This is a genomic window from Bradyrhizobium sp. SZCCHNR1093 (assembly GCF_032381175.1).
Lineage (GTDB): Bacteria > Pseudomonadota > Alphaproteobacteria > Rhizobiales > Xanthobacteraceae > Bradyrhizobium.
The window spans coordinates 63,721-90,543 of record NZ_JAUHJJ010000014.1 but is presented as its reverse complement, the minus strand read 5'-3'; the positions used below and the strand labels follow the sequence as shown (position 1 = coordinate 90,543).

At 66.5% G+C, this 26,823-nt stretch carries 26 protein-coding genes; 17 read left to right on the top strand and 9 right to left on the bottom strand.

Annotation, left to right across the window (positions count from 1 at the left end):
* Positions 1 to 87: 87 nt before the first annotated feature.
* Positions 88 to 720, bottom strand: coding sequence for an arylesterase (locus tag QX070_RS29730; RefSeq protein WP_315740742.1), 633 nt, complete (start codon positions 718 to 720; stop codon positions 88 to 90).
* A 55-nt stretch (positions 721 to 775) separates the two neighbouring features.
* On the opposite strand from QX070_RS29730, the gene QX070_RS29725 reads away from it, so the two are divergent.
* From QX070_RS29725 to QX070_RS29710, 4 genes are all read left to right on the top strand, one after another.
* Positions 776 to 1,513: an ABC transporter ATP-binding protein gene (locus QX070_RS29725; protein WP_315740704.1), complete on the top strand. Its 738-nt coding sequence runs from the start codon at positions 776 to 778 to the stop codon at positions 1,511 to 1,513.
* Positions 1,510 to 4,080, top strand: coding sequence for an ABC transporter permease (locus tag QX070_RS29720; protein WP_315740703.1), 2,571 nt, complete (start codon positions 1,510 to 1,512; stop codon positions 4,078 to 4,080). Before QX070_RS29725 ends, QX070_RS29720 begins: the two co-directional genes overlap by 4 nt.
* Positions 4,081 to 4,344: 264 nt before the next feature.
* The gene (locus QX070_RS29715) at positions 4,345 to 5,136 is read left to right on the top strand and encodes a Bax inhibitor-1/YccA family protein (RefSeq protein ID WP_315740702.1); all 792 of its coding nucleotides are present in this window, start codon (positions 4,345 to 4,347) and stop codon (positions 5,134 to 5,136) included.
* Between the two features lie 152 nt (positions 5,137 to 5,288).
* Positions 5,289 to 5,816, top strand: a complete 528-nt coding sequence (locus tag QX070_RS29710; RefSeq protein WP_315740701.1) for a GNAT family N-acetyltransferase — start codon at positions 5,289 to 5,291, stop codon at positions 5,814 to 5,816.
* Positions 5,817 to 5,859: 43 nt separating this feature from the next.
* Here the strand turns inward: QX070_RS29710 and QX070_RS29705 are convergent, their stop codons facing one another.
* The 3 genes from QX070_RS29705 to acnA all read right to left on the bottom strand — a co-directional run bounded on the left by QX070_RS29705 (position 5,860) and on the right by acnA (position 10,337).
* A complete protein-coding gene (locus QX070_RS29705) occupies positions 5,860 to 6,225 on the bottom strand; it encodes a DUF2794 domain-containing protein (RefSeq protein WP_315740700.1) in 366 nt (121 codons plus the stop codon).
* Between the two features lie 423 nt (positions 6,226 to 6,648).
* Positions 6,649 to 7,431 carry a DUF1223 domain-containing protein gene (locus QX070_RS29700; RefSeq protein WP_315740741.1) on the bottom strand — a complete coding sequence of 261 codons (783 nt, stop codon included), beginning with the start codon at positions 7,429 to 7,431 and terminating at the stop codon, positions 6,649 to 6,651.
* 188 nt (positions 7,432 to 7,619) lie between these two features.
* Complete coding sequence (acnA, locus tag QX070_RS29695) at positions 7,620 to 10,337, bottom strand: aconitate hydratase AcnA (RefSeq protein ID WP_315740699.1); 2,718 nt, start codon at positions 10,335 to 10,337, stop codon at positions 7,620 to 7,622.
* A gap of 223 nt (positions 10,338 to 10,560) precedes the next feature.
* Between acnA and ccmA the strand changes: the two genes are divergently transcribed.
* From ccmA to QX070_RS29670, 5 genes are all read left to right on the top strand, one after another.
* Complete coding sequence (ccmA, locus tag QX070_RS29690) at positions 10,561 to 11,190, top strand: heme ABC exporter ATP-binding protein CcmA (protein ID WP_315740698.1); 630 nt, start codon at positions 10,561 to 10,563, stop codon at positions 11,188 to 11,190.
* Positions 11,191 to 11,512: 322 nt separating this feature from the next.
* Positions 11,513 to 12,181: a heme exporter protein CcmB gene (ccmB, locus tag QX070_RS29685; protein ID WP_315740697.1), complete on the top strand. Its 669-nt coding sequence runs from the start codon at positions 11,513 to 11,515 to the stop codon at positions 12,179 to 12,181.
* Positions 12,182 to 12,274: 93 nt separating this feature from the next.
* Positions 12,275 to 13,051 carry a heme ABC transporter permease gene (locus tag QX070_RS29680; RefSeq protein WP_315740696.1) on the top strand — a complete coding sequence of 259 codons (777 nt, stop codon included), beginning with the start codon at positions 12,275 to 12,277 and terminating at the stop codon, positions 13,049 to 13,051.
* A 1-nt stretch (position 13,052) separates the two neighbouring features.
* The gene (gene ccmD / locus QX070_RS29675; RefSeq protein ID WP_315740695.1) at positions 13,053 to 13,232 is read left to right on the top strand and encodes a heme exporter protein CcmD; all 180 of its coding nucleotides are present in this window, start codon (positions 13,053 to 13,055) and stop codon (positions 13,230 to 13,232) included.
* Positions 13,229 to 13,825, top strand: coding sequence for a DsbE family thiol:disulfide interchange protein (locus QX070_RS29670; RefSeq protein WP_315740694.1), 597 nt, complete (start codon positions 13,229 to 13,231; stop codon positions 13,823 to 13,825). Before ccmD ends, QX070_RS29670 begins: the two co-directional genes overlap by 4 nt.
* A 312-nt stretch (positions 13,826 to 14,137) precedes the next feature.
* Here the strand turns inward: QX070_RS29670 and QX070_RS29665 are convergent, their stop codons facing one another.
* Together QX070_RS29665 and ftsY are read right to left on the bottom strand one after the other, a co-directional pair.
* Complete coding sequence (locus QX070_RS29665; RefSeq protein WP_315740693.1) at positions 14,138 to 14,740, bottom strand: septation protein A; 603 nt, start codon at positions 14,738 to 14,740, stop codon at positions 14,138 to 14,140.
* A 119-nt stretch (positions 14,741 to 14,859) separates the two neighbouring features.
* Entirely contained in the window at positions 14,860 to 15,807 is a 948-nt protein-coding gene (gene ftsY / locus QX070_RS29660; RefSeq protein ID WP_315740692.1) for a signal recognition particle-docking protein FtsY, read from the bottom strand.
* 59 nt (positions 15,808 to 15,866) lie between these two features.
* Between ftsY and QX070_RS29655 the strand changes: the two genes are divergently transcribed.
* A complete protein-coding gene (locus QX070_RS29655; protein WP_315740691.1) occupies positions 15,867 to 16,763 on the top strand; it encodes an RNA pseudouridine synthase in 897 nt (298 codons plus the stop codon).
* A gap of 64 nt (positions 16,764 to 16,827) precedes the next feature.
* Here QX070_RS29655 and mtaB read toward each other — a convergent pair whose 3' ends face one another.
* Together mtaB and dapF are read right to left on the bottom strand one after the other, a co-directional pair.
* Entirely contained in the window at positions 16,828 to 18,120 is a 1,293-nt protein-coding gene (gene mtaB, locus QX070_RS29650; RefSeq protein WP_315740690.1) for a tRNA (N(6)-L-threonylcarbamoyladenosine(37)-C(2))-methylthiotransferase MtaB, read from the bottom strand.
* Positions 18,117 to 18,983, bottom strand: a complete 867-nt coding sequence (gene dapF / locus QX070_RS29645) for a diaminopimelate epimerase (RefSeq protein WP_315740689.1) — start codon at positions 18,981 to 18,983, stop codon at positions 18,117 to 18,119. Before dapF ends, mtaB begins: the two co-directional genes overlap by 4 nt.
* Before the next feature lie 170 nt (positions 18,984 to 19,153).
* Between dapF and QX070_RS29640 the strand changes: the two genes are divergently transcribed.
* Positions 19,154 to 19,924, top strand: coding sequence for a GyrI-like domain-containing protein (locus QX070_RS29640; protein ID WP_315740688.1), 771 nt, complete (start codon positions 19,154 to 19,156; stop codon positions 19,922 to 19,924).
* Positions 19,925 to 19,929: 5 nt separating this feature from the next.
* On the top strand, positions 19,930 to 20,640 hold the full coding sequence (locus QX070_RS29635) for an SIMPL domain-containing protein (RefSeq protein WP_315740687.1): 711 nt from the start codon (positions 19,930 to 19,932) through the stop codon (positions 20,638 to 20,640).
* A 212-nt stretch (positions 20,641 to 20,852) separates the two neighbouring features.
* Here QX070_RS29635 and QX070_RS29630 read toward each other — a convergent pair whose 3' ends face one another.
* On the bottom strand, positions 20,853 to 21,845 hold the full coding sequence (locus tag QX070_RS29630; RefSeq protein WP_315740686.1) for an MBL fold metallo-hydrolase: 993 nt from the start codon (positions 21,843 to 21,845) through the stop codon (positions 20,853 to 20,855).
* 412 nt (positions 21,846 to 22,257) lie between these two features.
* On the opposite strand from QX070_RS29630, the gene ffh reads away from it, so the two are divergent.
* From ffh to rplS, 5 genes are all read left to right on the top strand, one after another.
* Positions 22,258 to 23,808, top strand: a complete 1,551-nt coding sequence (gene ffh / locus QX070_RS29625) for a signal recognition particle protein (protein WP_315740685.1) — start codon at positions 22,258 to 22,260, stop codon at positions 23,806 to 23,808.
* Positions 23,809 to 23,948: 140 nt separating this feature from the next.
* Positions 23,949 to 24,281 carry a 30S ribosomal protein S16 gene (rpsP, locus tag QX070_RS29620; protein WP_008964221.1) on the top strand — a complete coding sequence of 111 codons (333 nt, stop codon included), beginning with the start codon at positions 23,949 to 23,951 and terminating at the stop codon, positions 24,279 to 24,281.
* A 127-nt stretch (positions 24,282 to 24,408) separates the two neighbouring features.
* Positions 24,409 to 25,005, top strand: a complete 597-nt coding sequence (rimM, locus tag QX070_RS29615) for a ribosome maturation factor RimM (protein ID WP_315740684.1) — start codon at positions 24,409 to 24,411, stop codon at positions 25,003 to 25,005.
* Between the two features lie 202 nt (positions 25,006 to 25,207).
* On the top strand, positions 25,208 to 25,984 hold the full coding sequence (gene trmD / locus QX070_RS29610) for a tRNA (guanosine(37)-N1)-methyltransferase TrmD (RefSeq protein WP_315740683.1): 777 nt from the start codon (positions 25,208 to 25,210) through the stop codon (positions 25,982 to 25,984).
* Positions 25,985 to 26,093: 109 nt separating this feature from the next.
* A complete protein-coding gene (gene rplS / locus QX070_RS29605; protein WP_015663536.1) occupies positions 26,094 to 26,477 on the top strand; it encodes a 50S ribosomal protein L19 in 384 nt (127 codons plus the stop codon).
* The last annotated feature ends 346 nt before the right edge of the window (positions 26,478 to 26,823 follow it).

Below are 26,823 nucleotides of genomic sequence, written 5' to 3'. Positions count from 1 at the left end.
GACGGAAGGTGGGTTAACGCCGGTAAAAGCTGCGGAAAACCCGGCCCTTAAGGCTATCGCAAATGATCGGCGCAGGGCTTCGTTTCGTCATTGCCCACGAAGCGGACGCAGGAATGCTTCCGCCGTAGGCAACAGCCTGGACACGATGATGTCGACGCCCGCTGCGGTGGGGTGAATGCCGTCCGCCTGGTTCAGCTTGGGGTCGGCGGCGACACCGTCGAGCAAGAACGGATACAGCGGCACGCCGAATTCCTTGGCGAGCTCGGGATAGATCGCGTTGAATTTCGCGGCATAGTCGCTGCCGTAGTTCGGCGGCGCCAGCATGCCGCAGAGCATGACGGCGATGCCCCTGGCTTTCAGCCGGGTCACGATCTCGCTCAAAGCCTTGCGCGGCACGGCGGGATCGATGCCGCGCAGCGCGTCATTGGCGCCGAGCTCGACGATGACCGCTTCGGTCCCCTCCGGCACCGACCAGTCGAGCCGGTCGCGGCCGCCGGACGAGGTGTCCCCGGATACGCCGGCATTGGTGAGGTCGATCGGCAGCCCCTGGGCCTGCAAGGCCTTCTGCAGCTTGGCTGGAAACGCATCTGAAGCGGACAGGCCGAGTCCCGCGCTCAAGGAATCGCCGAGAACGACCAGCTTGATCGGCTTGACGGCCTCGGCGGCGGCGAACGCGGACCCGACTGTCATCAAGGCGAGCATCAACACGAGTATGTGCACGAAGATGTGTCCGCGCCTCTCGACCCGGCTTGCGGAGTTGCCATATGACCGAGCCATGGACAGTCTCATCGAAACCTCGCGTTTGGCCGGCCTCGCGCCGGACACCATTACCATCTCGAACGTCAACCTCTCGCTCGGCGCCGGCGCGGCGCGGGTCCATATCCTCAAGGACGTCAGCCTGCGGGTCGGACAGGGCGAGACGATCGGTCTGATCGGACCGTCGGGCTCTGGCAAGTCCACATTGCTGATGGTGATGGCGGGGTTGGAACGTCCTGACAGCGGTGAGGTGGTGGTCAACGGGACCGCTTTCAATGTCTTGGACGAGGACGCCCTGGCCCGGTTCCGCGGCCGCCAGGTCGGCATTGTCTTCCAGTCCTTTCATTTGATCCCGACCATGACGGCGCTGGAGAACGTCGCGGTGCCGCTCGAGCTGGCCGGCCACGCCGGCGCCGCCGAGCGCGCGGCCCGCGAGCTCGACTCGGTCGGGCTGGGCCACCGGCTGCATCACTATCCGACCCAGCTGTCGGGTGGCGAGCAGCAGCGCGTGGCGCTGGCCCGCGCCCTCGCTCCCGATCCTGCAATTCTCGTGGCCGACGAGCCGACCGGCAATCTCGACGAGACCACCGGACGGCAGATCGTCGATCTGTTGTTCACCAAGCACGCCGAGCGCGGCATGACCTTGGTGCTGGTGACCCACGACAGCAGCCTCGCGCACCGGTGCGACCGCGTCGTGCGGCTGCGCTCGGGGCGGATCGAAAGCGAGAGCGACGCCCGCGAGCCGGCTGACGCATGAGCGCCGTGTCAGAGCCGATCGCGGGCCGTCGCATGGCGGCGCTGCCGGTGCGTTACGCCCTGCGCGAGCTGCGCGGCGGCCTGCGCGGCTTCTACGTCTTCATCGCCTGCATCGCGCTCGGCGTCCTCGCCATCGCTGGCGTCGGCTCGGTGGCGGCGAGCCTCAATGACGGCCTGGTTCGCGAAGGACGCACGCTGCTCGGCGGCGACGTTGCCTATTCGCTGTTTCAGCGCGAGGCCAAGCCGGAGGAGATCGACTTCCTGCGCTCGCGTGGACAGCTGTCGCTGGCGGCAACCCTGCGCGCGATGGTGCGCTCCAGCGACGCCAAGCTGGCCCTGGTCGAGCTGAAGGCCGTCGACAACGCCTATCCGCTGCTCGGCAAGGCCGAGCTCCAGCCCGATCTGCCGATGGCCGACATCCTGGCCGAGCGCGACGGCGTCTACGGAGCTGCAGCCGATCCGGCGCTGCTGGCCCGGCTCGACCTGAAGGTCGGCGACATCGTCACGATCGACACGGTCCGCTTCCAGATTCGCAGCGCGCTGCAGGCCGAGCCCGACAAATTGTCCGGCGGCATCGGCCTCGGGCCGCGCTTCCTGATCAGCGAGGCGGGTCTGCGGGCGACGCCGCTGCTGCAGCCGGGCAGTCTCGTGCGCTGGACCTACCGGGTCAGGCTGCCCGACAATGCCAAGGACGATCACGCCGCGGCGTCCTTCATCGCCGATACCCGCCTGACACTGCCGTCGGCCGGATGGGAGATCCGCAGCCGCAGCAACGCCTCGCCGCAACTCGAGCGGACCATCGGCCGCTTCACCCAGTTCCTGACCCTGGTCGGTCTCGCCGCCCTGCTGGTCGGCGGCGTCGGTGTCGCCAATGCGGTCAAGAGCCATGTCGACCGCCGCACCGAGGTGATCGCGGCGTTCAAGGCGCTCGGCGCCACCAGCCGCGACGTGTTCGGCATCTACCTCGTGCAGGTGATGGTGCTCGCCACGATTGGTTCGATCATCGGACTCTGCACCGGCGCGGCCCTGCCGTTTGCCATCGTCGGGCTGTTCGGCAACATCCTGCCGCTGCCCGTGATCCCGGCTATTCATCCGGACGAGCTGGCGCTGTCCTTCGTCTATGGCCTGCTCACCGCGCTCGCGTTCGGTCTGTGGCCGCTCGGGCGCGTGCGTGACGTGCCGGTGGCGGCGTTGTTCCGCGAGGCGGTCATCGCCGAATGGCACCGGCCGCGCTGGAGCTATCTGGTGCTGATCGCGGGCACGGTCGCGCTGCTGATCGCGGTGGTGATCGGCCTGTCCTACGACAAGCGCATCGCCGCGGTGTTCGTCGTCGCCGCCGCGCTGGTGTTCGTGCTGTTGCGCGGCATTGCCGCCGCGGTGATGGCGATTGCGCGCGCCCTGCCGCGCAGCCGCTTCCCGATGCTGCGGCTGGCGGTCAGCAATATCTATCGCCCAGGCGCGCTGACACCGTCCGTAGTGCTGTCGCTCGGGCTGGGGCTCGCCGTGCTGGTCACCATCACCCAGATCGACGGCAATCTGCGACGCCAGTTCCTGGCACAGCTGCCGGAGCAGGCGCCGTCGTTTTTCTTCATCGACGTCCCCTCGGGCGAGGCCGACCGCTTCCGCGGCTTCCTCAGGGACCTCGCCCCTCAATCGGCAGTCGAAGACGTGCCGATGCTGCGCGGGCGCATCGTCTCCGCCCGCGGCGTGCGCGCCGAGGACCTCAAGGCGACGACGGACACCGAATGGGTGCTGCAGAGCGACCGCGGCCTGACCTATACCGCCGAGATTCCCAAGGGATCCAAGGTCGTCGAGGGCGCGTGGTGGGGCGAGAACTACAGCGGCCCGCCGCTGGTTTCGATCGAGAAGCGGATCGCCGACGGTCTCGGCCTCAAGCTTGGCGACGACATCGTGGTCAACGTGCTCGGACGCGACATCACGGCGCGGATCGGCAACATGCGCACCATCGACTGGCAGGGGCTCGGCATCAATTTCGTGCTGGTGTTCTCCCCGAATGCCTTCAAGGGCGCGCCCCACACCCATGTCGCCACCCTGACCGAGGCGCGCTCCGATGCCGTCGAGGATGCGCGCGTCATCCGCAAGGTGGCCGACGCCTTCCCGATGGTGACCAGCGTGCGGGTCCGCGAGGTGATGGAGACGGTCGGCTCGGTCGTCTCCAACCTTGCGCTCGCCATCCGCGGCGCCAGCGCGGTGACGCTGATCTCGGCCATCCTGGTGCTGGGCGGCGCGCTGGCCGCCGGCCACCGCCACCGGGTCTACGATGCCGTGATCCTGAAGACGCTGGGCGCCACCAGGCTGCGGTTGCTCGGCGCCTACGCACTGGAATATCTGATGATCGGCTTCGCCACCGCCGCCTTCGGCGTCGTCGCGGGGTCGGTCGCCGCGTGGCTGATCGTGACCCGGCTGATGACCTTGAGCTTCGCCTGGCAGGCGGGCAGCGCCGCGCTGGTCGTCCTGACCGCGCTGATCGTGACGGTCGGCCTCGGTCTGGCCGGCACCCTCCTTGCGCTCAACCAGAAGCCGGCGACGGTCCTTCGGAATCTCTAGCGGCTTGCGCGCTCATGCCGCACGGTTAACGCGATTTATACGGCTGGGACGCGCGCGGAGCGACATTCAGCCGCGCGTGGACGCTTGCGGCGGATATGCTAGTTTCCCATCTAGGGAATGGGCTCAGAGACCTGCCAAAAGATGGCGATTTTGCCGATGACGCAAATTTAATATCTGTGGCAGTGGGTATGAGATAGGGTTTTTCGAGAACCGGCTAAAGGTCCTGCCAGGACCGGACTGCCGGGCAACCAACGGGAATCGACCATGTCGGACCTAGACCGCAATTATGCTTCACCCTTTGGCCGGGTGGCCGGGCGCGCCGATGCCGCGACCGTCGACGCCGGTCTGCGCGCCTACATGCTGCGCATCTACAATTACATGAGCATCGGCTTGGCCATCACCGGCCTCGCGGCGCTGGGCGTCTACATGGCGTCGGTGACCGGCGATCCGGCTGCCGGCGTATTCAAGTTCGGCAACGCGTACCTGACGCAGTTCGGCTACGCGATGTTCGTGAGCCCGCTGAAGTGGCTGTTCATCCTGGCCCCACTGGTCATGGTGTTCGCGATCTCGGCCGGCATCAACCGCCTGGCGCCGTCGACCGCGCAGATCCTGTTCTGGGTGTTCTCGGCCTTGATGGGCATCTCGCTGTCGTCGATCTTCCTGGTGTACACTCACACCTCGATCGTGCGGGTGTTCTTCATCACCGCGGCGACGTTCGGCGCGCTCAGCCTGTACGGCTATACGACCAAGCGCGACATGACCGGCATGGGCTCGTTCCTGTTCATGGGCCTGGTCGGCATCGTGCTGGCGAGCCTCGTGAACCTGTTCCTGGCGAGCTCGATGCTGCAGTTCATCGTCTCGGTGATCGGCGTGTTCGTGTTCGCCGGCCTGACCGCCTGGGACACGCAGCGTCTGAAGAACGAGTACATCTACGGCTACGCTTCCGCGGGCGGCGACATTGCCGAGCGCGCAGCGATCACCGGCGCCCTGTCGCTGTACCTGAACTTCATCAACCTGTTCACGCTGCTGCTGCAGCTGCTCGGACAGCGCGACTGAGCCAGCGGCTCACACGAGCGACCTTCGAAGCCCCGGCCTCACCGCCGGGGCTTTTCGTTTGCGCAAGCCAATTGCGACCGCGGCGCGGGCGCGACGGCAGCCATGCCGCGAGGCCGGATTGATCGCCGCGTCCGCTTTGGTATGTTTCCACCATGTCCGACATTGAGATCCGGCCCACCCGGGAGGCCGACCTTCCCACCATCACCGCCATCTACGGCCAGGCCGTCCGCGAGGGCACGGCCACCTTCGAGCTCGACCCTCCGGATCTGACGGAAATGACGCGCCGCTTCCGGGCGCTCACCGACGACGGCTTTCCCTATTTCGCCGCCCTGCTGGACGGAGAGGTGGTTGGCTATGCCTATGCGGGGCCTTACCGGCCTCGCCCGGCCTATCGCTTCACGGTGGAGAACTCGATCTATCTCGCCCCCGCCAGCCAGCGTCGTGGCATCGGAATGCGACTGATGCGGCGGCTGATCGACGCCTGTGAGGAGGGAGGCTTTCGCCAGATGATCGCCGTCATCGGCGACTCCGCCAATGCCGGCTCGGTCCGGCTGCATACCGCCTGCGGCTTCCAGATGATCGGCACCCACCCGAGCGTCGGCCTGAAATTCGGCCGCTGGCTCGATACTGTGATGATGCAGCGCCCGCTCGGGGCCGGGAGCAGCGACGTCCCGGCGTAAGCAACGCCAGTCGGAATGTCAGGATCAGCCGGAGCGCGTGGGATCAGACCAGCGCCGGCTTCGGCGCGATCACCAGCAGCACGCGCTCGAGCTCATGACCGCGGCGCAGGATCAGGCCGGTGGCCGAGACCACGCTGTACATGCCCTGCTTACGCGCCAGCCGCGGGTCCTTCTCGATGCGGTAGATCGGCACCTCGGACGCCCGGCGAAACACGGAGAAGACGGCCCGGTCACGCAGGAAGTCGATCGAATAGTCGCGCCACTCACCGTCGGCGACCATGCGGCCGTAGAGGTTGAGGATACGATTCAGCTCGAGGCGATCGAACGTCACCCGGTTGGGCGCTGCGGCCGCGTTGCGCGCCGCCGCGCGGTTCTCGCTGGGGTCGGCATCCTCCGGAGTGAGGTTCATGAGCGTCCTCCTGTCATCTGTGTGACATGATCGCGCCATCCGCCGGAAGCCGCAAGGGGCCGTTTTCATTGTTGAAGTTCGGCCACGCGTGCCAACCGCGCGAACTCCGCGAACACGCAAGCGTCACGGGATCGTTAGCAGAATCATAATCGCGCCGTCTTTCCGCCCACCGACCGCCCCCGACCTTAGGCATAAGATTCGTGTGCGTTGGCCCGGTCCTTTCGGTTCCGGATTCCTCAGCCCCCAGCCCCCCGGGGTCGTCAGGATCGGGTCCATTCACAAGTAAGGCAAAGGGCCAACGCAAGTTGGTCCTTTTGCTTTTTTGGCGTGAGCTGCACGGAACATGTTGTGGCGCGCCTCCGTCCCATGGACGTGACGCGCCTACCGCAGGTCAACGGAAACGAAGATCAGGACGATGGAAGATCAGCGCTCGGGAGCACGCGCCGTTGCTGAAGCCCGTCCGACCAATGGCAACTCGGAAAAGGCGGCCCCGAGCATCGCACCGGGGCGGTCGCGACTGCCGTCCTGCACATAGACGACGGTGCCATCGACGCCCTCGCGGGCGATCTTCTCCAGCGGCACGCTCCATCTGACCGGCGAACCATTCCAGTCACCCAGCTTCTGAAGACCGCGAACGACATTGTAATAGGTCAGATCACGGCCGCTGTTCTCGCCGCGGCCGACCGAGATCGGGACCACCCGCGAGATCGAGCAGACCCAGACCTCGCCGTGCTTGCGCGGCATCTGGTCGTTGGCCGCGGCCACGGAGACAGTGAGGTCCTGGCCGTCGACCGACAGCCTCACCGGCACCGACATCACCCTGCCACCCTGGACAGTCTCCTCGATGGCGCCTTCGATCGCCTCGCGGTCGCTGCCGATCACATGCACGGAGCCGTTGACCACCGCCTGCGGCGTATAGACTTCGCGATCGCCACGCGCCCTGGAATAGGCCCGCTGCCGGGCCGTGAAGCGGGAGTCGGCCAGCGTGTCCTTCCAGCCCAGGTAGTCCCAGTAGTCGATCGGCAGGGACAGCGCGATGACCGAGGGATCTCTGGCGAGCTCGCCGAGGATCTTGTCGGCCGGCGGGCAGGATGAACAGCCCTGGGACGTGAAGAGTTCGATCACCGCACGCGGATCGGACGCGGCCGGCCGGACGAAAGCGATGACCGCACAGACACTCAGCGCCGCGCGCGACCACCACGACATCTGTCCACTCATCGTCACTGTCCTGTCTGGAACATGGTCCGCTGCGCCCTGCCGCGTCAATGATCTGCGAAGCCGCCCTCGTAGTTAATAGATTGCAAACGAAAAGGAGGCGGCCTTTGTCATAGGCCGCCTCCTTCATCACCCGCTACTCACTTCAGAGTGAGCCAAACTGTCGCGTCGCGCTTTGGTTAAGCAGCAAGCTTGCGCAGCACGTAGTGCAGGATGCCGCCGTTGCGATAGTAGTCCAGCTCGTCCAGCGTATCGATCCGGCAGAGCAGCGGCACCTGCTGCGCCGCCCCGTCGGCCGACACGATCTCGGCGGTCAGGGTTTGACGCGGCTTCAGGTCGCCCTGCAGGCCCTTGATGGTGACCTTCTCGTCGCCCTTCAGGCCGAGCGAGGACCAGGACGTGCCTTCCTGGAAGGTGAGCGGGAGCACACCCATGCCGACCAGGTTCGAACGATGGATGCGCTCGAAGCTCTGGCAGATCACGGCGCGGACGCCGAGCAGCCGGGTACCTTTCGCAGCCCAGTCGCGCGACGAGCCGTTGCCGTATTCGGCGCCGGCGAACACCACCAGCGGCACGCCCTCTTCCTGGTACTTCATCGCGGCGTCGTAGATCGACATCTGCTCGCCGTCGGGCCAGTGCTTGGTCAGGCCGCCTTCCGGAATGTTGCCGTCGGCACCTTTGAGCATGAAGTTCTTGATGCGGATGTTGGCGAAGGTGCCGCGCATCATGATCTCGTGATTGCCGCGGCGCGTGCCGTACTGGTTGAAGTCGGCCGGGCGGACCTGGTGCTCGCTGAGGAATTTACCGGCGGGCGAGGTCAGCTTGATCGAACCGGCCGGCGAGATGTGGTCGGTCGTGATCTTGTCGCCGAACAGCGCCAGCACGCGGGCCTCGACGATGTCCTTGATCGGCTCGGGCTCCTTCTTCATGCCGTCGAAATACGGCGGGTTCTGCACGTAGGTCGACGACATGTTCCAGCGATAGGTCTCGCTCTCGACCGTCTTGATCTTGCGCCAGTTGGTGTCGCCCTTGAACACGTCGGCGTAGCGCTTCTTGAAGATCGACGCCTTGACGAATTTCTTGACGAAGTCGTTGACCTCCTTGGTCGTCGGCCAGATGTCTTTCAGGTAGACTGGCTTCTTGTCCTTGCCGATGCCGATCGGCTCGACCGAAAGATCCTTGGTCACGGTGCCGGCGAGCGCGTAGGCGACGACCAGCGGCGGCGAGGCCAGGTAGTTGGCCTGCACGTCCGGCGAGACGCGGCCTTCGAAGTTGCGGTTGCCGGACAGCACGGCCGCCGCGACGACGCCGTTGTCGTTGATCGACTTCGAGATCTCCTCCGGCAGCGGACCTGAATTGCCGATGCAGGTGGTGCAGCCGAAACCGACCAGGTTGAAGCCGACCTTGTCGAGGTCCTTCTGCAGGCCGGAGTTAGCCAGATACTCGGCGACCACCTGGCTGCCCGGGGCGAGCGAGGTCTTCACCCACGGCTTGGCCTTGAGGCCCTTGGCGGCGGCGTTGCGGGCCAAGAGGCCGGCGCCGATCAGCACGCTCGGGTTCGAGGTGTTGGTGCAGGAGGTGATGGCGGCGATGACGACATCGCCATGGCCGATGTCGAAGTCCTTGCCCTCAACGGGGAAGCGCTGCGCGGCATCGCTCTTCTTGTACTCGCCGGCCAGCGCGGTGGCGAAGCCCTCGGCCACCGCCGGCAGGGCGATGCGGCCCTCGGGACGCTTCGGACCAGCCATCGACGGCACGACGTCGGCGAGATCGAGGGTCAGTGTCTGCGTGAACACCGGGTCCGCCGACTTGGCGGTGCGGAACAGGCCCTGCGCCTTGGCATAGGCCTCGACCAGCGCGACGCGCGGGCCCTTGCGGCCCGAGGTCTTGAGATAGTCGATGGTGGCGGCGTCGACCGGGAAGAAGCCGCAGGTCGCGCCATATTCGGGGGCCATGTTGGCGATGGTCGACTTGTCGGCGACCGAGAGATGGTCGAGGCCGGGGCCGAAGAACTCGACGAACTTGCCGACCACACCGAGCTTGCGCAGCATCTGGGTGACGGTCAGCACCAGGTCGGTCGCGGTCACGCCTTCCTTCAACGCGCCGGTCAGCTTGAAGCCGACGACGTCGGGCAGCAGCATCGACAGCGGCTGGCCGAGCATGCAGGCCTCAGCCTCGATGCCGCCGACGCCCCAGCCGAGCACGGCCAGACCATTGACCATCGTGGTGTGCGAATCGGTGCCGACCAGCGAATCCGGATAGGCGACCTCGAAGGTGCCCTTGGTGCGGCCGACGGTCATCTTCTCCTTCTTGGTCCAGACGGTCTGCGCAAGGTATTCGAGGTTGACCTGGTGGCAGATGCCGGTGCCGGGTGGCACGACGGAGAAGTTCGAGAACGCCTTCTGGCCCCACTTCAGGAATTCGTAACGCTCCTGGTTCTGCTTGTACTCCTCGGCGACGTTCTTGCCGAACGCCTTGTTGTCACCGAAGTAGTTCACGATCACCGAGTGGTCGATGACGAGATCGACCGGCACCAGCGGGTTGATCTTCTCCGCGTCGCCGCCGAGCTTCTGCATCGCGTTGCGCATCGCTGCGAGATCGACCACCGCAGGCACGCCGGTGAAATCCTGCATCAGCACGCGCGCCGGACGGAAGGCGATCTCGTGCTCCAGCGACTTCTTGCGCAGCCATTTCGACACCGCGACAATGTCGTCCTTGGTGACGGTGCGGCCGTCCTCGTTGCGCAGCAGATTCTCGAGCAGCACCTTCATCGAATAGGGCAGCTTGGAGATGTCCTTGAGACCGTTCTTCTCGGCTGTGGGCAAGCTGTAGTAAATGTAGCTCTTCGTTCCGACCTTGAGGGTCTTGCGACACTTGAAGCTGTCGAGCGAGGTCATGCGTGGAAATCCCAATTGATCTGTATACCCGGAGGGGGTATTTAAGAACCGTCAGCGCGAGGCGCCGGATGGCTTGCAGCGGGCGATTGTGTGCTGCATCAAGGTCGGGCTTATAGAAGCTTTCTAACTGCGCCGCCACAGCCACAAGCAAGCCGCGACGTGGCATCACCCACAAATTCTCACGCGCTAGCCATCAATTTCGTAAGGGCTGTCACGACGGGCCATGCAGCTTTCTCCAACATTGTCTCCGAAACTGTTCGGCCGCGACGTCAGATGCGTGCGCGGCGGTCGCGAGGTGTTCGCAGGCCTTGCGTTCGAAACGGTCGCGGGCGAGGCGCTCGCGGTGACCGGACACAATGGTGCGGGCAAGACATCACTGCTGCGGCTGATTGCCGGCCTACTGCTGCCGGCGGGCGGCTCCATCGCCATCGAGGGCGGCGAAGGCGAGTTGACGGTGCCCGAGCAGGCGCACTATCTCGGCCACCGCGACGCGCTGAAGCCGGCGCTCAGCGTCCGCGAAAACCTGACCTTCTGGGCCGAATTCCTCGGCGGCGGCGTCACGCGACCGATCCCCGACTGTTTGGCGGCGGTGGGCATCGCGCACGCCATCGACCTGCCCGCCGCCTATCTCTCCGCCGGCCAGCGCCGCCGCCTGTCGCTGGCGCGCCTGCTGGCGGTGCCGCGCCTGCTGTGGCTGCTGGACGAGCCGACCGCCGCGCTCGACATCGCCGGACAGGCGATGTTCGCCGGCCTGATGCGCGAGCATCTCGCTGGCGGCGGGCTGATCGTGGCCGCGACACATGGACCGCTCGGCATCGCCACGCGCGAGCTGCGGATCGGGGAGGCTCGATGATTCCCTCTCGCCTCTTCGCAGTCCCACCCACCGCTCTCTCCGTTCCCTCCCCCCTTGTCGGGGAGGATCAGGGAGGGGGGTGCCCCACGACGCGCTCTAACTTGTTTGACGAGATTCGGTCGCACCAACCAACGTCCCATCGGCACGCCGACCCCTCCCCCTTGCGGGGAGGGGTCGGGGGTGGGCGTCCACAACGGCAGCGTCACCCGGAGCCACCCCCCTCCCCAGCCCTCCCCCACAAGAGGGGAGGGAGCGCAGTTTGCGGGTGGAGGGAGCGTGGCTCACCATCTGCCATCAAGCAATCAGCCAAGGCCCTCCCCGCATGACCGCGCTCGGTGCCCTCATCCGCCGCGACATCCGGATCGCGCTGCGCATCGGCGGCGGCGCGCTGATCGGCGTGCTGTTCTTCCTCACCGTCGTGGTGCTGATGCCATTCGCGGTCGGGCCGGATCTGGCGCTCCTGACCCGGCTCGGCCCCGCCATCCTCTGGCTCGGTGCCCTGCTCTCCAGCCTGCTCACCCTGGACCGGCTGTTCACCGCCGACCACGAGGACGGCTCGCTCGACCTGGTCGTGATGAGCCGGACACCGCTGGAGCTGGCCTGCGCCGCCAAGGCGCTGGCGCACTGGCTCGCCGCCGGCCTGCCGCTGGTGATCGCGACGCCCGTGCTCGGACTGCTTCTCAATCTCGACGCCACCGCCACCGGCGCCGTCGCGCTGACGCTATTGGCGGGCACGCCTGCCCTGACCTTCATCGGCATGATCGGTGCGGCGCTGGCGGTGACCATGCACCGCGGCGGGCTGCTGCTGGCGGTCTTGGTGCTGCCACTATCGATCCCGGTGCTGATCTTCGGCGTCGCGGCGTCGCAGGCGGCCATCGTCGGTCCGCTGCCGTTCGGGGCGCCATTCTCGATCCTGTGCGCATTGTCGCTGGTGAGTTTCGTGATCGGCCCGTTCGCCGCTGCGACAAGCTTGCGGAACGGGCTGGATTGACCCACCGCCCGCCGAGGTTTGACCATGATCAACTCTTACCTGGTGGCGCCGTGCTGATTGCCTGCAACCGCTTCCGCCTTTAACAAGGGTCTCATGTCGCTGATCGACCTTGCCAATCCCACCCGGTTCCTCGGCCTCGCCGCACGGTTGCTGCCGTGGCTGGCGCTGGTCACGACCGCGCTGCTGGCTGCCGGCCTGTACCTCTCGGCGCTGGCGCCCGACGACTATCAGCAGGGCGCGACCGTCAAGATCATGTTCATCCACGTGCCCAATGCGTGGCTGTCGATGTTCGTCTGGGGCGTCATGAGCATCGCCTCGCTCGGCACCCTGGTATGGCGGCATCCGCTCGCCGACGTCGCCGCCAAGGCCGCCGCCCCGATCGGCGCCAGCTTCACGTTCCTCGCGCTGCTCACCGGCTCGCTGTGGGGCCGGCCGATGTGGGGCACCTATTGGGAGTGGGATGCCCGGCTGACCTCGGTGCTGATCCTGTTCCTGATGTATCTCGGCCTGATGGCGCTGTGGCGCGCGGTCGAGGATCCCACCCGCGCCGCCCGTGCTGCCGCCGTGCTGACGCTGGTTGGCGCCATCAACCTGCCGATCATCAAGTTCTCAGTCGACTGGTGGAACACGCTGCATCAACCCGCGTCGGTGATGCGGATGGGCGGTCCGGCGCTCGACAAATCATTCCTGATCCCGCTGCTGGTGATGGCAATCGGGTTCACGTTCCTGTTCGTGACGCTGCATGTCGCGGCGATGCGCAACGAGATCCTGCGTCGTCGTGTGCGCAGCCTGCAGATGATGCAGGCGCGCGCCTACACAACGACCGCACCAGCCGACGATCCGGCAGGCCAGATCGCGGGAGCGGCTTGATATGGACCTCGGCCCCTATACCTCCTTCATCGCCACCTCCTATCTTGCGGCGGCGCTGGTCGTGGTGGTGCTGATCGGCTGGATCGCCATCGACTACCGCACCCAGAAGGCGCGCTTGCGCGCGCTCGAGGACAGCGGCATCAGCCGCCGTTCCGGCCGCGCGGCAACGGACATCCAATGACTGAACAGGCCGCGACAGAGCCGGCGCCGCGCCGCCGCTCATTCCTCATGCTGCTGCCGCTCGTGGTGTTCCTCGGGCTGGCGGCGCTGTTCTGGTCGCGCCTCGGCAACGGCGATCCGTCGCGCATTCCGTCGGCGCTGATCGGCCGTCCGGCGCCGGCCACACCGCTGCCGCCGCTGCCGGAGCTGGCCAGAGACGGCACACCGGTGCCCGGACTCGATCCGGCCGCGCTCAAGGGCAAGGTCAGCATCGTCAATGTCTGGGCGTCGTGGTGCGTGCCATGTCACGACGAGGCGCCACTGCTGGTCGAGCTCGGCCGCGACAAGCGCTTTCAGATCATCGGCATCAACTACAAGGATGGCGCCGACAACGCCCGCCGCTTCCTCGGCCGCTACGGCAATCCCTATGACGTCGTCGGCGTCGACGGCAATGGCCGCGCCGGCATCGAATGGGGCGTCTACGGCGTGCCCGAGACCTTCGTGGTCGGAAGCGAGGGCACCATCGTCTACAAGCTGGTCGGCCCGATCACGGCGCAGAACATCGATGCGGTGTTGAAGCCGGAGATCGAGAAGGCGCTCAAGGCGGGCGGGTAGTTTGCTGAAAGACCAGCAGTTATTTTCTCGTGATCGCGAGCGAAGCTGTTGGTCGAATCCTCGCTGTCATCGTCCGGCTTGACCGGGCGATCCAGTACGACGTGACTGCGCGGTGACTCACGACTGCCGCGGCGTACTGGATCATCCGCTTTCGCGGATGATGACACTGAGAGTGAGGCGCTGAGGCGCGCGGCGTCTTGCGAGATCAGTTCGCGCTTGTCGTTCCGGGGCGATGCGGAGCATCGGACCCGGAACTTCGAGATTCCGGGTCCGCTCGCCGACGCGAGCGTCCCGGAATGACAGCACCGCGTACTACCCCTTGCTCACATCCCCCTCGGCCGCATCGCTGGCTTCGAGCGACGCGGGGTCCTGATGATAGCGCTTGATCAGCGGCATCTGGGCGATGGCGAAGATCATGGTCAGCGGCACGACCCCGAAAGCCTTGAAGCCGACCCAGAAATCGGTGCTCTGCGTGCGCCAGATGATCTCGTTCAGCACCGCCATCGCCGCGAAGAACAGCGCCCAGCGGAAGGTGAGGATGCGCCAGCCCACGGCCGTCAGGTTGAACATCTGATCGAACATGATCGCGATGAAGGAGCGGTTGAACAGCAGACCGCCGCCGAGCACGGCCGCGAACAGGCAGTAGATGATGGTCGGCTTGACCTTGATGAAGGTCTCGTCGTGCAGCACCAGGGTCAGCGTGCCGAACACGATGACGACGACGGCGGTCACCAGCGCCATCAGCGGCACGTGCCGCGTCACCACATAGGACGCGATCAGCGCCGCGATGATCGCCACCATGAACGCGCCGGTCGCAGCGAACAGATTGAACTTGGCGTTGACCACGAAGAACACGATCAGCGGACCGAGTTCGGTCGCGAGCTTGAACAGCGGATGCGGCTGGGTCTTGTCCATTCCATGTCCCGTTGGCTGTCATCATCCGCGGCCGCGGACGATCCAGTAGCCTCTGATGTCTCGTGGCGGAGGAGGCGCGCAACGGGCGGAAGGGCTCGCAGGCGCGCCGCACCGTGACGTCAATCCTCGATTCCCGCAATCGCCAGCGCGAAATCCTTGGCGGCGAACGGGGAGAGATCGTCGACCCCCTCGCCGACGCCGATGAAGTGCACCGGCAGCTTGAACTTCTCCGACAGCGCCACCAGGATGCCGCCACGCGCCGTGCCATCCAGCTTGGTCATCACGAGACCGGTGACGCCTGCCGTACGATGAAACGCCTCGACCTGCGACAGCGCATTTTGTCCCACCGTCGCGTCGAGCACGAGCAGCACCGCATGCGGCGCCGACGCGTCGACCTTGCGAATGACACGCACCACCTTTTCGAGCTCGTTCATCAGCTCGGCCTTGTTCTGCAAACGACCGGCGGTGTCGATCAACAGAATGTCGCGGCCCTGCTCCTTGGCCGCGGTGATGGCGGTGAACGCAAGGCTGGCCGAGTCCGAGCCCTGCGCGCCGGCGATGACCGGCGCCTTGGTGCGCTCGCCCCAGACCTTGAGCTGCTCGATGGCGGCGGCGCGGAACGTGTCGCCCGCCGCCAGCATCACCTGCCTGCCCTCGGACGCAAATTTCGCGGCCAGCTTGCCGATGGTGGTCGTCTTGCCGGAGCCGTTGACGCCGACGACGAGAATGACGAACGGCTTGTGGCCCGGCGCGATCTCGAGCGGCTTCGCCACCGGCGACAGCACCTTCTCGACCTCGGTCGCGACCACCGCCTTCACCTCGTCGGCGCTGATCGCCTTGTCGTAGCGGCCGGTCCCGACGGCCTCCGCAATCCGCGCAGCGACCTGGGTACCGAGATCGGCGCGCAGCAGCACGTCCTCGATGTCGTCCAGCATCGCGCGGTCGAGCTTGCGCTTGGTGACGAGATCGGCCACGGCCGTGCCGAGCGCGCCGGAGGTGCGCTTCAGGCCCGCGGACAGCCGCCGCCACCACGACAGCTTGGGTGTTTCGGAGGTGGTATCGTTCATGGCGTGGTGTTAGCCCTTTCCATTCGCAAACGAAAGCTCACACCCGCGTTACGGTTTCCATGGACATTAACCAACCCAGCGACGAGGAGATGCTCGCCCGCGTGCTTCATCGCGACGGGCTGATGCTGGTGATCGACAAGCCGGCCGGCATTCCCGTGCACAAGGGACCAAAGGGCGGACCGAATCTCGAAGCCTCGTTCGACGCACTGCGCTTCGGCCTGCCGCGCCCGCCGGTGCTGGCGCATCGGCTCGACAAGGAAACCTCGGGCTGTCTGGTGCTCGGCCGTCATCGCAAGGCAACGGCCTCGCTCGGGCTTTTGTTCAAGCACGGCAAGATTTCGAAGACCTATTGGGCGGTGGTCGAGGGCGGGCCTGACGCTGACGAGGGCGTGATCGATCTGCCGCTCGGCAAGCTCAACGCCGAGCGCGGCTGGTGGCAGAAGCCGGATCCGCAAGGGCAGCCGGCGGTGACGAAATGGCGGGTGCTGGGGCGGTCGTATTCGCCTGCCAGGCAATCCCTGAACTCCCCTCCCACTCGTGGCAACGACCCGCCTCCGCCTGCCGGCGGGGAGGGGTCGGGGGTGGGGGTCCCCACGGGCAGTGTCGCTTGGAGCCACCCCCCTCCCCAGCCCTCCCCCACAAGGGGGGAGGGAGCGCAGCTGCCAGGTGTAGAGTCAGTGCACTCCACTCGCGGTCCGCGGCTCACCTGGCTCGCCATGGAACCAGTGACCGGCCGCACCCATCAATTGCGCGTGCATTCGGCTGCGTCGGGCTGGCCGATCGTCGGCGACAACATCTACGGCAATGGCCCGCGCTTCGGCGAGCCGCGGCTGCATCTGCACGCGCGCGAGATTTCGATCCCGCTGTCGAAAAACAAGCCGCCGGTACACGTGGTGGCGCCGGCGCCGGTGCACATGCATGAGCGACTCAGGATGTGCGGGTGGAACGGGGAGTGAGCCGCCGCATCAGGCGCAAGCGAGACCTGGGCTCGCACCACACCTACCGCCGTCATCGCCCGGTTCAACCGGGCGATGACGGCGGGGGCGGGACTAACAGCCTGCCCCCATCATGACCTGACATCGTGAGGCGCTGCACGGTGCCCATCGTGTGACCCGCTACGGCCACCGGCAGATAATGCTCCGTCCGGCCCTGCGTCTCGCTCTCGATCAGCACCTCGCGCAGGCAGCCGATCTCCTGCTCCAACCGCCGCCGCAGCGCCGCTTCTCCCGCAGTCCGCAGCCGCCGCGCCCGCTCGCGGATGACGGTGCCGTCCACCTGCGGCATGCGCGCGGCCGGCGTGCCCGGCCGCGGCGAATAGGGAAAGACGTGCAGGAAGGTCAGCCCGCATTCCTCGACGAGATCGAGCGAGCGCGTAAACATCTCCTCGGTCTCGGTCGGGAAGCCCGCGATCAGATCGGCGCCAAGCGCGATGTCCGGCCGCAGCCGGCGCACCTGAGCACAGAATGCGATGGCATCGGCGCGCGCATGCCGCCGCTTCATGCGCTTCAGGATCAGATCGTCACCCGCCTGCAGCGACAGATGCAGATGCGGCATCAGCCTCGCATCATCAGCGAGGGCATCGAGCAGGTCGGCATCCGCCTCGATCGAATCGATCGAGGAGATGCGCAGGCGCTTCAGCTCGGGCACGTGGCGCAGGATCTGCTTCACCAGCCGGCCGAGCTTGGGTGCGCCCGGCAGATCCGCGCCATAGCTCGTGAGGTCGATTCCGGTCAGCACGATCTCGGCATGGCCGCCCTCGCTCAGCGCACGCACCTGATCGACCACGGCGCCCATCGGCACCGAACGCGAATTGCCGCGGCCGAACGGGATGATGCAGAACGTGCAGCGATGGTCGCAGCCGTTCTGCACCTGGACGAAGACACGCGGCAGGCCCCGCTGGAAGCCATCGACCAGATGCGGCGCCATCTCCGTCACCGCCATGATGTCGGAGACGGCGACCTTCTCGGATGCATCGATGCCGAAGCGTGGCACGGCCAGCGCCTGTGTCGTCGCACGCCACGCGTCGGGCTGCAGCTTGTCGTCATTCCCGATGACGCGGTCGACCTCGGGCATGGAAGAGAACATGGTGGCCTGCGTCTGCGCGGCGCAGCCGGTCACGACGATGCGCGCCGCCGGGCGCTCGCGCTTCAGCTTGCGGATGGATTGCCGCGCCTGCGCCACGGCCTCGTTGGTGACGGCGCAGCTATTGATGACGATGGTGTCATCGGCGCCGGCCGCCTCGGCATGTTTCGCGATCAGCTCGGATTCGAACGCGTTCAGGCGGCAGCCGAAGGTGACGACGTCGACGCTCATGCGACGCTGGCGAACATCGACGGCTCGAACCGCCCCTCGAACTCGAATGCGGCGGTGCCCGTCATCAGCACGTGATCATCGCGCTCGCGCCACTCGATCGTGAGCTCGCCGCCGGGCAGCGTCATCTGCACGATCCGGTTGGCGCGCTTCAGCCTGGCAGCCGCGACCGCGGTCGCGCAGGCCGCCGAGCCGCAGGCCTTGGTCAGCCCCGCGCCGCGCTCCCAGGTGCGCATCGTGATGTGGTCGCGATCGACGATGTGGGCGAGCGTGATGTTCGCACGCTCCGGGAAAATCGGATGGTTCTCCAGCAGCGGCCCGAAGCGCTCCAGATCATAGGCATTGACGTCGTCGACCCAGAACACCGCGTGCGGGTTGCCCATGTTGACGACCGAGGGCGAATGCAGGATCGGGGCATTGATCGGCCCGATCTGCAGCTCGATGTAGCGGGTGTCGCGGAACTCCTCGGCGAGTGGAATCTCCTGCCAGCCGAACTTCGGCACGCCCATGTCGACGGTGTAGAGGTCGGGCGCCGGCCCCTGCCAGCAGTTCAACAATCCGGCGCGGGTCTCGAACGTCGCGCTGGTCTGGCCGGTCTTGCCGAACACCTGCCGTACCACGCAGCGCATGCCGTTGCCGCAGGCGCCGGACTCCGACCCATCATTGTTGTAGATGCGGATGAAGGCCTCGGTGCCGTCGAGCCGCGGCGGCTGCAGCACCATCAGCTGGTCGTAGGGGACGCGGGCCGCCACCGCGCGCGCCTCGTCCGGCGTGACGACATGCTTCACGTCGCGCAGATCGACCACGACGATCTCGTTGCCGATCCCGTTCATCTTGACGAAGCTGTGGTTGGCCAGCGCGCTCATGAAAATATCCAAATTGTGTCCGCCTTATATGGCGAATGGCGCGGCATTGACCAGCCTGCAGAGCGACATGACGCATCTGTCATGGGACGCCGCGCCGCCGAGCATGTTAGGACCGGTTCATTCGCCGGCACGAACCGGGCAAAGCAGCACGGCCACTGGAGAATAGTCGAATGAATCTCAGCACTTTCCGCCTCGTTCTGGCCGTGAGCTCGGTCGCGCTTCTGCTCGGCGGCACGTTCGCCCGGGCCCAGGCGCCGTCGGCCTCGCCGGCTCCGGCGGCCTCAGCCACGCCCGCACCGGCCCCGAGCGCGCTACCGGCCCCGGCGGTGCCGGCCTCTCCTGCGCCCGCCGCGTCGGCCAGTCCGGCGCCCGCGACCAGCCCGATGCCGGCCGCCAGCGCAAGCCCCTCGCCGTCGTCATCTCCGACCGCAGCCCAGTCCCCGGCCACGTCGCCGCCGGCCGCGGCGCCAGCCCAGGCGGCCGACGCCTTCGGCGACGAGATCAAGCTCGAGGCGAAGAAGGTTGTCCTCGTCAAGGGCACCGCCAATTGGGACAATGCGTTCGAAACGCTGATCGACTCCTTCAAAACGCTGTCGGCCACTCTGGACAAGCAGGGCATCAAGCCCGCCGGCAACGGCATGATCGTCTACACCTCGACCGACGACACCGGCTTCACCTTCCTGGCCGAGATGCCGATCGAGCAGGAGCCGAAGACGCTCGGCAAGGGCATGAGCATCGGCCAGTCGCCCGAGGGCAAGGCGCTGAAGTTCGTCCATCGCGGCTCCTACGACAACATGGACAACACCTACGAGGCGATCACCAACCACCTCGACGAGCGCCGGCTGGAGGCCAAGGACACCTTCATCGAGGAGTACCTGACCGACCCCTTGAAGACGGCCGAAGACAAGCTCGTCATCAACGTCTACGTGCCGCTGAAGTGAGCACCATGATCATCAGACCCATCCTCGCGGTCGCGCTCGCGACCAGCTTCGCAATGCCCGCCCTCGCGGATGACATCGCCCGGCAGGACACGCCGGCGATCACCGTCAGCGGCGAAGCCAGCGTGTCGGCGCCGCCGGATCTGGCGCAGATCGACGCCGGCGTGGCGTCCGACGCCAAGACCGCGCGCGAGGCGGCCGAGGCCAATAACGCCGCTATGGCCAAGGTGCTGCAGGCGCTCAAGCAGGCGGGGATCGCCGACAAGGACTATCAGACCTCGCGGCTGTCGCTGCAGCCGCAATATGCGCAGAACCGGCCGGCCCAGCCGGCCGTGACCGGCTATCGCGCCAGCAATCGCGTCACCATCAAGGTGCGCGACGTCGCCAAGGTCGCCAGCGTGATCGACACGCTGGTCGCCGCCGGCGCCAACGATGTCGGCAACATCTATTTCAGCGTCGCCGAGCCGTCCAAGCTGCTCGACCAGGCGCGCGAGAAGGCCGTCGCAGACGCGCGCCGCAAGGCCGAGATCTACGCCAAGGCCGCCGGCGTGACGCTGGGCCAGCCGCTCAGCATCTCCGAGGACGGCGCTCCGGCGCCGGTGTTCCGTGCCAAGACCTTCGCCGCACCGATGGCCGCGACGCCGACGCCGGTGGCACAGGGCGAGGAGACGCTGGCGATCACGGTTAACGTGACCTGGGCGATCAAGCCGGGGCAGTAAGGCGCACTCCCTTCGGCGCGGCCCATTCACGCGCGGTCGTGAACCCACAGCGCGACGACAAACTCGGTGTCGTCCCGGCCAACGCCGGGACCCATAATCCGCGGCGGATGTTGTCGTGCGAGATGGAGCGGCTGATCTTCGCAAAACTTGATCCGGTGGTGATAGGTCCCGGCGTTCGCCGGGACGACACCTTTTGTGGTTGCGACAGCGAGTCAGATCTCCACCACCTGCCCCGGCTTCAGCACGCCGAACCGCTCGCGCGGGATGCCGGCCTGGTCGAGCGCGGCGTGCAAGGCGTGGACCGGCGCATCGATCGCCTCGTCCGTCAGCTGGAACGTGCCGTGGTGATGCGCCAGCGCGGCCTCCGCGCCGCAATCCTGCAGCGCCTGGACGGCGTCCTCTGGGTTCATGTGCTGGTCGCGCATGAACCAGCGCGGCTCGTAGGCGCCGATCGGCAGGATGGCGAGCCTGATCGGCGCGTGCTGCTCCGCCACGCGGCGGAAATGCGCGCCGGTGCCATAGCCGGAATCGCAGACGATGTAGAGCCTGCCGCGCGGCGTCTCCAGCACGAAGCTCGCCCATAACGCCTTGTTGCGGTCGAAGAGCCCGCGCGCCGTCCAGTGCCGCGTCGGCACCAGGGTCACGGCGACCTCTTTGTTCAGGGTCACGCGATCGTGCCAGTCATAGGCCTCGGCGCGAATTTTGGAGTCCGCCTGTGTCATCGTCAGGTCGTTGCCGAGCGGCGTGACGACGCGCGGTGAAAAGCGCGCGGTCAGCTTCGACAAGGTCCGGATGTCGAGATGATCGTAGTGCCCATGCGACACCAGCACGACGTCGATATGCGGCAGCCCCTCAAAGGCGATGCCGGGATCATTGTGCCGCCGGGGACCGGCGAACGCGAATGGCGACACCCGCTCCGACCAGACAGGATCGATCAGGATGTTGAGCCCGCCGGTCTGGACCAGCCAGCTGGCGTGGCCGATGAAGGACAGCCGCACTGTCTCGCCGTCGATCCGGTGCGGCGGCGTGTCGGCGTGCGGGCTCGCCGCCCAGGACGGCCAGCGGGAACGCTTGCGGTTGCGGTCGAACTGCCAGCGCAGCACCTGGGACAGGGATTTGGGCGGAACGCCGTCGGGATCGTAGAAGCGCTTGCCGTCGAAATGGTCGGTGACGGGGCCGGAATAGGTCCTGGAACGGCGCAGCAAGGTCGTCCTCGCAAGGGAAAGCTGAACTGGCGCAAGAGGTAAGCGCCCCCACAGGGTCCGGCAACGGGACGGCGAGAAGCAAGTTTCCTTGACTTTTCCCGCCCGCGAGGGTTTAACCCGCCCGAATTTCGGAAAGTATCACTTTTCGAGCCACCGCCCGGTCCTCGAGGCCGGAGGTCAACGCCCGACAGCGCTGTGCGCCCTCGGGCGTAAACGTGTTTGGACGATCGGGTTTCGGCAGAACTGCCGCAACATAGATGATCGTCATGCCCCGCGCAGGCGGGGCATCCAGTACGCCGCAGCGCCTCGAATCGAGCCGCGCTGCCTCGGAGCACTGGATCACCCGCCTTCGCGGGTGATGACGGCGGAGACATTCAACTGCCTGCATCGCGCAGGACAAAGGACGAAGCAAGTGTTCGACAATCTGTCGGAAAGGCTTGGCGGCATTCTCGATCGGCTGACGGGGCGTGGTTCCCTGTCGGAGGCCGATGTCGACGCCGCGATGCGCGAGGTCCGCCGGGCGCTGCTCGAGGCCGACGTCGCGCTGGAAGTTGTCCGCAGCTTCACCGAGCGCGTGCGCGAGCAGGCGATCGGCGCCACCGTCGTCAAGTCGGTCACCCCCGGCCAGATGGTCGTCAAAATCGTCCATGACGAGCTGGTCAAGACGCTTGGCGACGACGGCCAGACCATCGACCTCAACGCCGTGCCGCCGGTGCCGATCATGATGGTCGGCCTGCAGGGCTCGGGTAAGACGACCACCACCGCCAAGCTCGCGCGCCGCATGGTCCAGCGCGACAAGCGCAAGGTGCTGATGGCCTCGCTCGACGTCTATCGTCCGGCGGCGATGGAGCAGCTCGCGGTGCTCGGCCGCGACCTCGACATCCCGACGCTGCCGATCGTCGCCGGCCAGATGCCGCCGCAGATCGCGCGCCGCGCCATCGAGGCCGCCAAGCTCGGCGGCTACGACGTGGTGCTGCTCGACACCGCCGGCCGCACCACGCTGGACGAGGACATGATGAAGGAGGCCGCCGAGATCAAGGCGGTCGCCAACCCGCACGAGGTGCTGCTGGTCGCGGATTCGCTGACCGGCCAGGACGCCGTCAATCTCGCCCGCGCCTTCGACCAGCGCGTCGGCCTCACCGGCATCGCGCTAACCCGCATCGATGGCGACGGCCGCGGCGGCGCGGCACTGTCGATGCGCGCGGTCACCGGCAAGCCGATCAAGCTGCTTGGCACCGGCGAAAAGACCGACGCGCTAGAGGATTTCTATCCCTCGCGCATCGCCGGCCGCATCCTCGGCATGGGTGACATCGTCTCGCTGGTCGAGAAGGCCGCGGCGAACATCGACGCCGAGAAGGCCGCGCGCGCCGCCGAGCGGATGCGCAAGGGCCAGTTCGACCTCAACGACATGCGCGAGCAGCTGCAGCAGATGGCGCAGATGGGCGGCATCGGCGGGCTGATGGGCATGATGCCCGGCATCTCGAAGATGAAGAACCAGATCGCCGCCGCTGGCATCGACGACAAGATCCTCAAGCGCCAGGTCGCGATCATCGATTCGATGACGCGCGAGGAGCGCAAGCATCCCGACCTGCTCAAGGCGAGCCGCAAGAAGCGCATCGCCGCCGGCTCCGGCCAGAGCGTCGAGCACGTCAACAAGCTGCTCAAGATGCACCGGAACATGGCCGACGTGATGAAGGCCATGGGTTCCGGCAAGCGCGGCCCGCTGGCTGGCATCGCCCAGGCGATGGGTTTTGGCGGCGGTGGCGGCATGCCGTCACCGGATCAGCTCAAGGCGCTTGCGGAAAAGATGCCGGGTGGCATGCCCGGCGGCGGGCTGCCGAACCTGCCGAAGGATCTGCCCGCCGGCCTGCGCGGCGGACTGCCGAATCTCCCCGGCCTCACCGGTCTCAGCAGCAAGCCGACGCTTCCTGGTCTTGGCCTCCCTCCGGGGAAGAAGAAATGATCTCACTCCCGTCATTGCGAGGCGCGAAACGGCGAAGCAATCCAGAGTCGCGCACGCCGCTCTGGATTGCTTCGCTTCGCTCCCAATGACGACCTCTTCCAACTTTCAAACCGATATATCGACCTCAAAGGAGAACTTTCATGTCCGTCGTTATCCGTCTCGCCCGTGCCGGCACCAAGAAGCGCCCGGTCTATCACGTCGTCGTCGCCGACTCGCGCTTCCCGCGTGACGGCCGCTTCATCGAGCGTCTCGGCTACTTCAATCCGCTGATGCCGAAGGACAACGAGGCGCGCCTCAAGCTCGACATGGAGAAGGTGAAGGGCTGGCTCGCCAAGGGCGCGCAGCCGTCCGACCGCGTCGCCCGCTTCCTCGACGCCGCCGGCGTCAAGAAGCGCGAAGCCCGCCAGAACCCGATCAAGGCCGTGCCGCGCAAGGAGCGCAAGGCGCAGGCCGAAGCCGCCGCCAAGGGCTAAGGTCGTTGACGAGCGCGGCCTCATGCTTCGAGACGCACGGCTTGCGCCGTGCTCCTCAGCATGAGGAACTGGCTCCTCCTCCTGAGGAGCGCGCGTTTGAGCGCGTCTCGAAGGACGAGGCACGCTGATGTCCAAGCTCATCTGTGTCGCCAGAATCGGCGCCGCGCATGGCGTGCGCGGCGAGGTTCGCTTATGGACTTTCACCGAGGATCCGCTGGCCGTGCTGCATTACGGCCCGCTCACGACCAAGGACGGCAGCCGCTCGTTCGAAGTCGCGAAAGCGCGGGAGGCCAAGGACCATCTGGTCGCAACTATCAAGGGCGTCACCGACCGCAACGCGGCCGAGCGCCTCAACGGGCTCGAGCTGTATGTGCCGCGCGACCGCCTGCCCGAGACCGACGACGACGAATACTACCACGCCGACCTGATCGGCCTCGCCGCCGAGACCACGGCCGGCGCACCGCTCGGCCGCGTCCTCGCCATCCATAATTTCGGCGCCGGCGACATCATCGAGATCGCCCCGCCCTCGGGCAGCACATTGATGCTGCCGTTCACCAATGCGGTGGTGCCGATGGTCGATCTCGCGGGTGGGCGCGTGATCATCGAGCTGCCGGCGGAGATCGAGGGCGATGATGAATCGGCCTCGGATGAGTTGGCCTCGGATCAAGACGACGCTGCCGCCTCAAACTCCGCTCGTCGTCCCCGCGAAAGCGGGGACCCATAACCACCGCAGCTGGTTGGTTCACGCGGGATTGGCCGCGTGCCCATTTCCAACATCACGCGGTATGGGTCCCGGATCGGCGCCGCGACGCGCGGGTGCGCGTCACGGCTTGTCCGGGACGACACCGGTAATGGAGAGTTGCATCAGTTGGCCAGCGCCGCTGCGGGGGCTCGATCTCACCGCGCCGGTGCCGTAACAGAGCATCATGACCGCTTCGCCTTCCGCCCCTCCCACGCCCTGGCACGCCACCGTGCTCACCCTGTTCCCCGAGATGTTCCCGGGGCCGCTTGGCGTCAGCCTAGCCGGCCGGGCGCTGGCGTCCGGCATCTGGGCGCTGGAGGCGCGCGACATCCGGGCGTCGACCACCGACAAGCACCGCAGCGTCGATGACACCCCCGCCGGCGGCGGGCCCGGCATGGTGCTGCGGGCCGACGTGCTGGCCGCCGCGATCGACGCCGCTGCCATCGCGCCGGAGCGGCCGCGACTGCTGATGAGTCCGCGCGGTCGGCCCCTGACACAGGCCTTCGTCCGCGACCTCGCCGCTGGCCCAGGCCCGCTGATCGTCTGCGGTCGCTTCGAAGGCATCGACCAGCGTGTCATCGATGCCCGCTCGCTGACCGAGGTCTCGATCGGCGACTACGTGCTGTCGGGCGGCGAGATCGCCGCCCTGGTGCTGATCGACGCCTGCGTCCGGCTGCTCCCAGGCGTGATGGGCAAGCTCGAATCGGGCACCGACGAGAGTTTTTCCGATGGCCTACTTGAATACCCGCAATACACCCGGCCCCAACTATTCGAAGGCCGGACCATTCCGGATGTGCTCACCTCGGGTGACCACGCCAAGGTCGCCGCTTGGCGCCGCGCCCAGGCCGAGGCGCTGACTGAAGCGCGAAGGCCGGATTTGTGGGCCGAATGGCAGGCGCGCGACGGCCGAGAACAAAGAGGGACCGGCCAAAAAGAGCCAAAAAGCACGACAGACGGGTGACAAGCCTCGCGCTTTGGCTTATAGGAGCGCCCAATTCCGCAAGTGACGGCAGGAACAAGCGCAGCCCCCGCGTGACCCGGCTGGGCGCGCCGCCGATGGAGATTTACCCGTGAACCTGATTCAGCAGCTCGAAAAAGAGCAGTTCGACAAGCTGTCCGCCAACAAGACCATTCCGGAGTTCGGCCCAGGCGACACCGTGATCGTCAACGTGAAGGTGGTCGAAGGCGAGCGCACGCGCGTGCAGGCCTATGAGGGCGTCTGCATCGGCCGGTCCGGCGGCGGCATCAACGAGAGCTTCACCGTGCGCAAGATCTCCTATGGCGAGGGCGTGGAGCGCGTGTTCCCGATCCTCTCCCCGATGATCGATTCGATCAAGGTCGTGCGCCGCGGCAAGGTGCGTCGCGCCAAGCTGTATTACCTGCGTCAGCTGCGCGGCAAGTCGGCCCGCATCGTCGAGAAGCAGGACCGGCAGCAGACCGCCGTCAACGAGTAATCGTTGCTTTCAGTGGGTTGACGGAGAGCGCGGGCTGGTCCCGCGCTTTTTCTTTTACGCTGCTGTCATTCCGGGGCAGCCCCGAAGGGGCTGAGCCCGGAATCTCAAGATGGCCTGATCACCTCGGGATTCCGGGTTCGCGTCTTCGACGCGCCCGGAATGGCGGCGGAGAGATCGCGCGTCCTCACCGCGACAAACGCATCTCGCACTCCCCGGCGTGCGTGCTATATATCCCTCTGAAATGGTTCTAGATCGCACCAGCATGGCCTGTCGCCGCGTCGTCATCGACGATCGCCGCCGGCTGCCCGGGCGGTTCTTCGGACGCTTCGCCACCTCGGCAACATCA